This window comes from Frankia tisae (assembly GCF_025403405.1).
Lineage (GTDB): Bacteria > Actinomycetota > Actinomycetes > Frankiales > Frankiaceae > Frankia > Frankia tisai.
This window is the reverse complement of sequence record NZ_JANEZT010000308.1, coordinates 1-8225: the sequence shown is the minus strand read 5'-3', so window position 1 is coordinate 8225 and position 8225 is coordinate 1. Positions and strand designations below refer to the sequence as shown.

The following is an 8225-nucleotide window of genomic DNA, read 5'->3' as shown; positions in this document are numbered from 1 at the left end:
CCCCACCCGCGGCCTCGCCCCGACTGCGCCGTCAGGAGAACCACGCTCGTGTACTTCGCCCTCACCGACGAGCAGCGTGCCCTCGCCGAGACCGTCCGCGCCTACCTCGCCGACCGCTTCGATCTGCGGGCGGTGCGGGCGGTCGTCGACGACGAGCGGGGCGACGGCCATCCCGCCGGCCTGTGGCGGGCGATCGGGGAGCAGGGCTGGCTGTCGGTGTGCGTGCCTCAGGAGCATGGCGGCCTCGACCTCGGCCTGCTCGACGCCCAGGTGATCGCGCGGGAGTTCGGCGCCGGAGTGGTCCCCGGGCCTTGGGCGGCGACAGTGCTCGCCGGTGCGGCCGTTCGGCGGGACGGCTCGCCGGAGCAGGCCGCGGCCGTGCTCGGGCCGCTTGGCATGGGCGAGCTCGTCGCCACCGTGGCGCTGCGCGGTCCCGGTGGGGGCTTCGGCCCCGGCGGGATCACCGTGCGCGCCGATGCCGCGGGCCGGCTCGACGGCGCCGCCTCCGGCGTCGAGTACGCCCATGTCGCCGATGTCATCGTGGTCGCGGCCACCGAGCCGAACCCGCCCGGCACCGCCAGTGCCGCCAGTGCCGCCAGTGCCGCCAGTGCCGACGTCGACGTCGACGTCGACGTCGATGCCGGTGGCAGTGGCAGTGGCAGTGGCGGCGGCATCGGGCTGTACCTGCTGGAACGTGGGGGGGCCGGGGTGCGGATCGAGCGGCAGGCGGGCATCGACGGCACCACCCGGCTCGCCGCGTTGACGCTGACCGAGGCACCCGCCGCCCGCCTGCCGGGCTCGGACGCCGCGGCGTTGGCGGACCTGCTGCGCCGCGGCGCCGTGCTCGCGGCCGCGGACCTCGTCGGCGTCGCCCGGGCGGCGCTGACCCGCACCGTCGCCTACGACTCCGAGCGGATCCAGTTCGGCCGGCCGGTCGGGTCGTTCCAGGCGGTGGCCCACCATCTCGCCGACCTGCACGTCGCCGTGACCATGGCCGAGCATGCCGTGCTCTACGCGGCGCACGCCCTCGACGAGGGCCGGCCGGATGCCGACCTCGCCGTCGCCGTGGCGAAGAGCAAGGCGAACCAGGCCGCCGGCGACGCCACCGCCGCGATGGTCCAGTACCACGGCGGGATCGGCTATACCTGGGAGCACGACACCCATTTTTTCTACAAGCGCGCGAAACGCCTCATCGCCGCCTTCGGCGACAGCCGCCAGCACCTGGAACAGGTCGCCCGGCTCACCGTCGACACCGTGTCGTGAGTCGATGAACGGGCGCTCGGCGCAGGCGCTGTCGACGGTGATGATTCGGTGCACCGCTCGGCTTCGGGTCGCCCAGTTGGGCTACCTGCTGTTCTTCGTCGGCGCCTGGGCCGACTGGTACCGCGCGCATCCGGCGGCGCTGGCGGGACCGGTTGCCGTGCTGGTGTGGGGAGTGCTGTTCGCCGCGCATCTGCGCCGCCGCCCGCGCCGGGCCATGGCGGTCGCCGACGTGGCCGTGGCGGCCTGCGTCGCCCTGACCACGGGCTGGCTGACGCCTGACCCGTCGCGGGGAGACCCCGCGTCGTTCGCCTTCGTCGGCCTGCTCACCGCCGTGGTGGCGGCGGCGTTCGCGCTGCCGTCGCGGGCCTTCGCCGTCGCCACGGCGGTGCTGGTGGCCGCCCAGCTCGTCAGCGCCATCCACCACCGGCCCCAGGTGTTCGCCTCGACGGCGATGCTCCTCGCCCTCGGCGGCCTGCTGCATCACGCCGCCGGGCGGCTGCGCCGGGTCGCGGTCGACGCCGACCGGCAGCACCGCGACGTGACCGCCCGGCGGCGCCGGCAGCTCGTCGCCGAGGGACGCGAGCTGGACTCCCGTGAGCAGGAGCGGCTCCTGCACGACACGATCCTCAACACCCTCACCGGTCTGGGCATGAGCGAGGACCAGCCGACCGCCGACCTGCGCCGGCAGTGCGCCGACAGCGTGCGCGCCGTCGAAGAACACCTGGCCAGCCGGCCCGACGCGGTTCCCACCCTCACCGAACGCATCGATCACGCCGTCGAGGCCGCGCGGGGCGTCGGCCTGCGGGTCGAACTGGACGTCAGCGTGCCGCAGGACCGGTCGGAGCCGGCGGGCGAGTGGGTGCCCGACGAGGTCGGCGCCGCCGTCACCGCCGCGATGGGCGAGGCGTTGCGCAACGTCCGATCCCACGCCGGCACCGACGACGCCCAGGTTCTCGCCCGGCTCGGCCCCGGTCGGCTGGAGGTGTCCGTCATCGACCGGGGACGCGGTTTCCGGCCGGCGGAGCCGGCCACCGACGGGCGCCGCCTCGGACTGCGGCGCTCCGTGTCCGCTCGGATGCAGGCCGTGGGTGGCATGGCCGACATCTGGTCCGAACCCGGGCAGGGCACCCGGATCACGCTGCGGTGGGAACTGCCTCCGCCGGTCGCCGCCGAACCTGCGGGCGCAGACCAGCTGGAGGAGCAGTTCGCCGCGGCGGCGCGCCGGGCGTTCGCCCTGGCGGTGGTCGTGGGCTGGCTCGCCGCACTCACCCCGGTCGTCGTCCATCGCGACCAGGCCCGGTCGATCCCGGCCAGCCTGGGAATCTGGCTGGCGACGGCCGTGGTCATCGGGCTGACGGCCCGAGTCGTCGCCCGCCGGCCGCTGGGCCGCCTCGAATCGGCCGGTGTCCTGCTGGCGGCCGTCGCCTCGGCGGTCGCCGGTGCGGTCAACACGGTCGAGCCGCCCGGCGAGCTGGTCGTGAGCTGGGGCACCACCATGATCAATCCGCTGCTGGTGGCGCTGGCGGTGCTGTCCCGGCCGCAGCGGGAGCGCTACGCCGCAGCCGGGTTCGCGACGGTGGCCATGGTCGGAATCGTCGCCGGACTCGGCTGCAGGTACGACCCCCTCGTGCTGGCCAGACTGGCCGCCGCGGTGTACGCGCAGTGGATCATGCAGGTGCTGGTCACGATGTTCGGACCGGTCCTGCGGGCCAGCGCGCAGGAGCGGGCGCGGGCCGGTGACCTGGAAGCCGACCTGACCAGCCGGCGGGTGCTGGACCGGACTGTCCGCCGGGACCGGCGCCGGCGGTTCGCCGAACTGGACGTGCGGATCCTGCCGCTGTTGCGCGACATCGCCGCCGGTCGGTGCGATCCGAGCCGGTCGGAGGTGCGTGCCCTGTGCACGGCGTGCGCCCGCGCGCTGCGCCGGGATCTCACCGGGGCCGGCCCCGACGCACTGCGGGACCTGCTCGGGCCGATCGAGCAGACCGAAGCCCGGGGCATCGCCGTCACCGTCCAGACGGACGGAGACCTGCTGGTGCTGCCCGAACCGGTGCGCCGGGAGTTTCTCGCCCGGGTCTCGGCGGTGCTGGCCGCCGTCCGCCAGGGGCCTGTCATGCTCACCGGCTACCTCGGCGCCGCGCAGGCGAGCGTCTATCTCACCTATCCGGCGCGCCGTGCCCCGGCTCGCTCCGTTCCCTCGGCGCAGCGGTCGGGCGAGGGGTCGGTGGCCCTCGTCGCGCCGGTCGACGGGCGACCCGCGGGACGGGTTGAAAGGCTGGTTGCGGGGCCCGCGATGCCGGGACGACCCGCCTCGTCCCGCGCTGCGCCGACCCTGGCCGACTTCGGCCGGACAGGCGAGTTCGGCCCCGGCGGCTCGGGGCTGGTCCGCGCCGGCGGGACAATCGGCGAGGGCGTCGTGTGCGTCGAGATGCACTGGTCCGCGCCCGCCGAGGCCGGCAACACCCCTGGGGATCCCGGCGGACCCGGCACCCCCGGCGGACCCGGCACCCCCGGCGGCCACGGAGGATTCGGCGGTGCCGCGGTCAGCGCGTCACCGCGTGGTCGAACAGCCGGGTGGCGGCGGCGAGGGCCGCGCGGCGCTCGGTGGGAACTAGGCCGATCCGCGAACGCCGGTCCAGCAGGTCCGCCGGATCGAGCGCTCCCTCGTGGCGCACCGCGAACAGCAGCTCCGCCCCCGTGACCGGCACCCCGTCGACGATCGGCACGAGCAGCCCGGGGTCGTGGTCTGCGGCCGCGAGCACCCGCGGCGCCTCCGTGCCGTACCGCTCGACCAGCCGACGCGGCGCGGCGACCGCGGCGAGTATCGATCGCGGCGCGGCGCCGACGAGGCCGAGCCGCCGGGTCCGGCAGGGGCCGGCGGGCAGCTCGCCGGCCGCGACGGCCGCGTCCACGGCGTCGGCGGCCATCCGCCGGTAGGTCGTGAGCTTCCCGCCGACGACTGTGACCAGGCCGCCCCGATCGGTGCGGACGAGATGGCGCCGGGACAGGTCCGCGGTGCGCCCCGGACGGGCGGCACCGGGGCGGGAACGTGGGCCGTGGCCGAGCCGGGGGCTGTCGTCGAGTAGTGGGCCGTCGTCGAGCCGGGGGCTGTCGTCGAGCAGTGGGCGCAGTCCGGCGAAGGCGCCGAGCAGGTCGGCGCGGTCCAGGGGCGCGGCGAGCACGGCCGACACGACGTCGACAAGCTCGGTGATCTCGCTGGCGTCGGGTTCGGGGACGTCGGTGACCCGGTCGACCGGAACGTCGGTCAGCCCGACGTAGACCCGGCCGTCACCCTGCGGGAGCACCAGCGCGAACCGGTTGCGTTCACCCGGCATCGGCACGGACAGTGCCCCGCGGGCACCCTTCAGGGCGTCGGAGCGCAACACCAGATGCGTGCCGCGACTCGGCCGCAGCCGGATGCCGGGGGTCAGGGTCGGGGCCCAGACGCCGGCGGCGTTCACGACAGTCCGGGCGCGCAGCCGGACCTCGTCGCCGGTGAGCTCGTCGCGGGCGGTCACCTCGAAGCCGCCGCGATGACGGGCGGCCGTGGCCGCGTCGCCGCCCGCCGCGGCGCGGGCGTCGATGTGCTCGACCCGCAGCCTGGTGAGGATCCGGGCGCCGTGGCCGGCGGCGGTGCGGGCCAGGGCGACGACGAGCCGCGCATCATCGACGAGCTGGCCATCCCAGTAGACCAGCCCGCCGCGCAGCCCGGTCTCCCGCAGCGCGGGGGCGAGACCGAGGGTCTCCACCGCCGTCAGCCGCCGCGGCCCCGGCAGCACCGTGTGCGGGGTGCCGGCGGCGCGGCGCATCAGGTCGCCGATCCGTAGCCCGGTGTGCACCAGCGCGGCGGCCGAGTGCGACACCTGCGGTGTCAACGGGGTCACGATCGGCAGTGCCCGGACGAGGTGGGGCGCCGTGTGCCGCATCAGGATGTCGCGTTCCACCGCGCTCTCCCACGCCACCGCGACGTCGCCGCCGGCGAGGTAGCGCAGGCCGCCGTGGACGAGCTTGGAGCTCCACCGGCTGGTACCGAAGGCGAGGTCATGCGCCTCCGCGAGCGCGACCGACAGGCCGCGTGAGGCGGCGTCCAGGGCGACTCCGGCGCCGGTGACACCGCCGCCGACGACCAGCACGTCGACCGGTTCGCCGTCGGCGGTGGCGGCCAGCTCCCGATCGCGTCGCCGTGCGTTGAGGGAGGTGTCTCCCGGCGGGGCCGGCCAGCCGGTGGCGGTCAAGGCGCCGTGTCCTGAAGCGGGCGGCCGGCGCTCGCGGGCGGTGGGACCGGGGTGTCCGCGATGTCCGCGATGTCTGCGGTGTCCGGGGCGAGGTAGCCGCGCAGCAGGCGCCGCAGCTCGGCCGCCAGCGTCGCGGCCGGCACCGGGCCGGCGAGAGCGCGCGCCGACAGCACGAACGACTGCACGACGAGCAGCACCATGACCGCCAGCGCCGCCGGGTCCACCGCGCGCACCGTGCCGTGCCGCGCGGCAACGCCCAGCTGCCCGGTCAGCAGATCGACGATCATCCGCTGGGTGGCGCCGCGCCGCTCGGTCAGGTAGGGCAGCAGCAGCTCCGGATCGGTCTCGATGATCCGCAGGTACACCGGGTTCGTCCGGAACGCCTCCACCGTCGCGATGATGTGGTCGACCAGGTCGTCCAGATCACCGTCGGACCGATCGGGGGGCGTCAGGTCCGCCGCCGTGACCACCATCGTCCATTCCCGGGTCATCACGTCGCCGACCAGCGAGCGCAGGTCCGGCCAGCGCCGGTAGAGGGTCATCCGGCTCACCCCGGCGCGGCGGGCGACCCCGGTCAGCGTGGTGCGGCGGACCCCGACCGCCAGTAGCGACGCCTTCGCCGCGTCCAGGACGGCCTGTTCGCCGGACCAGCGCACGGGACCGCTGGGGGCCGCAGAGGTGCCGGAGGTGCCGGGGCGCCGGTCGGTGTCGAGCATCGTGTGGCCGCCCTCCTGCTCGACTGCCACGCCCGCGGCGCGGGCGCCGCTGGCGCGGCTGTGTCATCGTGGAGCCGAAGCCTTGTGACAGTGTTATGACGACTGTCACACTGTCTCGTGCCGAAGTCCAGCGAGTCGGATCGAGTAGGCGAACCGAGGTGGCGTTGACGAGCACCGGCGAAGTGCGCAGGATCGGCCTGACCGAACCCGTCTGGTGGGGTTGGGGGCCCGCGTCGGAGCACGAGCCGCTGCCCGACGAGGCTCGCGGGCTGCTGGCCCGGTTGGGTATCCCCGTGCGGCCCACCGCGCCGGTCGGACTCGCGCAGGTGCGTCTGCCACCGGCTCGGCTGCCCGCGGCGGCGCGGGACGCGCTGGCGGCGATCGTCGGCTTGGGCCACGTCCACACGCACGACGAGGCGCGCATCCGCCACTGCCGCGGGCGGTCCACGACCGACCTGCTGCGCCTGCGCGCGGGCGACGCCAGCGCCGCGCCCGACGCGGTGGTGCTGCCCGCGGATCACGACGAGGTGCTCGCCGTGCTGCGCCTGGCGAGCCGGGAGCGCATCGCCGTCGTGCCGTTCGGCGGGGGCACCTCCGTCGTCGGCGGCCTCGAACCCGCCCGGCCCGCGGAGCAGCCGGTGGTCGCGCTCGACCTCGCCCGGCTGGACGCGCTGGGCCGGGTGGACCGGGAGTCCGGCACCGTCGAGCTCGGTGCCGGGCTGCGCGGCCCGCGGGCCGCGGCGCTGCTCGCCGAGCACGGCCTGACCCTCGGCCACATCCCGCAGTCCTGGGAGTACGCCACCATCGGCGGTTTCGCCGCCACGCGGTCCAGCGGCCAGGCGTCCGGGGGCTACGGCCGCTTCGACGATCTGGTCGTCGGGCTGCGCGTGGCGACCCCGGTCGGCTCCTGGGAGCTCGGCCGCGCGCCGGCCTCGGCGGCCGGGCCGGACCTGCGCGAGCTGATGCTCGGCTCCGAGGGTGCCTTCGGCGTGATCACCCAGGTGGTGGCGCGGGTCCGCCCGCTGCCGGCGCGGCGGATCTTCGAGGGTTGGTCGGTGCCGGACTTCGCGACCGGGACCCGGCTGCTGCGCACCCTCGCGGCGGCTGACCTGCGGCCCACCGTCTGCCGCCTGTCCGACGAGACCGAGACCGTCGGGGGCCTCGCCCGCCCGCCGCGTCCGGGCGGGCCGGCGGTGGCGATAGGGACCGGCACGGCTGAGGCCGCCCAGAACGCGGCCCAGAACGCCGCCCAGAACACGGCCCAGGATCCTGCCCAGGGCGGCTGTCATCTCGTCACCGGGTATGAGGGGGTCGGGTCGGTGGTCGAGCGGCGCGCCGCCGAGGTTGCGGGTGTGCTGCTGGCCGGCGGCGCCCGGCGGCTGGACGCAGCGGCCGGCCCCGACTGGGAGCGGGGCCGGTTCCGGGCGCCGTACCTGCGCGACGCCCTGCTCGACCTGGGGATCTTCGCCGAGACGCTGGAGACCGCCGGATTCTGGGCCACGCTGCCGGCGCTCTACGCGGGCGTGCGCGACGCGCTCGCCGGCTCGCTCAGTGCCATGGGTCTGTCGCCGGTGGTGATGTGCCACATCTCCCACCTGTACGAGACCGGGGCCTCGCTCTACTTCACCGTGGTGTGCGCGCAGGGCGAGGACCCGATCGGGAGCTGGCGGGCGGCCAAGGGGGCGGCCGGCGACGCGATTGTCGCCGCGGGCGGCACGATCACCCATCACCACGCCGTCGGCACCGAGCACCGTCCCTGGCTCGGCGCCGAGATCGGCGACCTCGGCGTCGACGTGCTGCGCGCGGTGAAGCGCACCCTCGACCCCGCCGGCATCCTCAACCCCGGGATCCTCGTCGGCTGACCACGCCGACGGCGACCGACCGCGGTCCGCCCGGCGGACCACGCCCCCTTCGGCCCATCTCCGTGCCTGACTGCTCACGCGAAGGTGGACAGGTTGGTCGGTGCCCATCCTGGCCGCATAGCGGTCAGCAGATGCTGGAGGTTAATCGC

The 8225-nt window shown here is 75.6% G+C and carries 4 protein-coding genes and 1 pseudogene; 3 read left to right on the top strand and 2 right to left on the bottom strand.

Features of this window, described 5'->3' with window-relative positions:
* Window positions 1-48: 48 nt before the first annotated feature.
* Together NBZ85_RS23625 and NBZ85_RS33340 are read left to right on the top strand one after the other, a co-directional pair.
* Window positions 49-1263 carry an acyl-CoA dehydrogenase family protein gene (locus NBZ85_RS23625; protein WP_261562615.1) on the top strand — a complete coding sequence of 405 codons (1215 nt, stop codon included), beginning with the start codon at window positions 49-51 and terminating at the stop codon, window positions 1261-1263.
* 4 nt (window positions 1264-1267) lie between these two features.
* Window positions 1268-2359, top strand: a pseudogene (locus NBZ85_RS33340) (sensor histidine kinase); the annotation flags it as partial.
* Between the two features lie 1447 nt (window positions 2360-3806).
* Here the strand turns inward: NBZ85_RS33340 and NBZ85_RS23620 are convergent.
* The gene (locus tag NBZ85_RS23620) at window positions 3807-5498 is read right to left on the bottom strand and encodes a glycerol-3-phosphate dehydrogenase/oxidase (protein WP_261559211.1); all 1692 of its coding nucleotides are present in this window, start codon (window positions 5496-5498) and stop codon (window positions 3807-3809) included.
* Entirely contained in the window at window positions 5495-6244 is a 750-nt protein-coding gene (locus tag NBZ85_RS23615; protein ID WP_261559210.1) for a TetR/AcrR family transcriptional regulator, read from the bottom strand. The genes NBZ85_RS23620 and NBZ85_RS23615 overlap by 4 nt, the downstream gene beginning before the upstream one ends.
* A gap of 134 nt (window positions 6245-6378) precedes the next feature.
* On the opposite strand from NBZ85_RS23615, the gene NBZ85_RS23610 reads away from it, so the two are divergent.
* Window positions 6379-8076 carry an FAD-binding oxidoreductase gene (locus tag NBZ85_RS23610; RefSeq protein WP_261559212.1) on the top strand — a complete coding sequence of 566 codons (1698 nt, stop codon included), beginning with the start codon at window positions 6379-6381 and terminating at the stop codon, window positions 8074-8076.
* The last annotated feature ends 149 nt before the right edge of the window (window positions 8077-8225 follow it).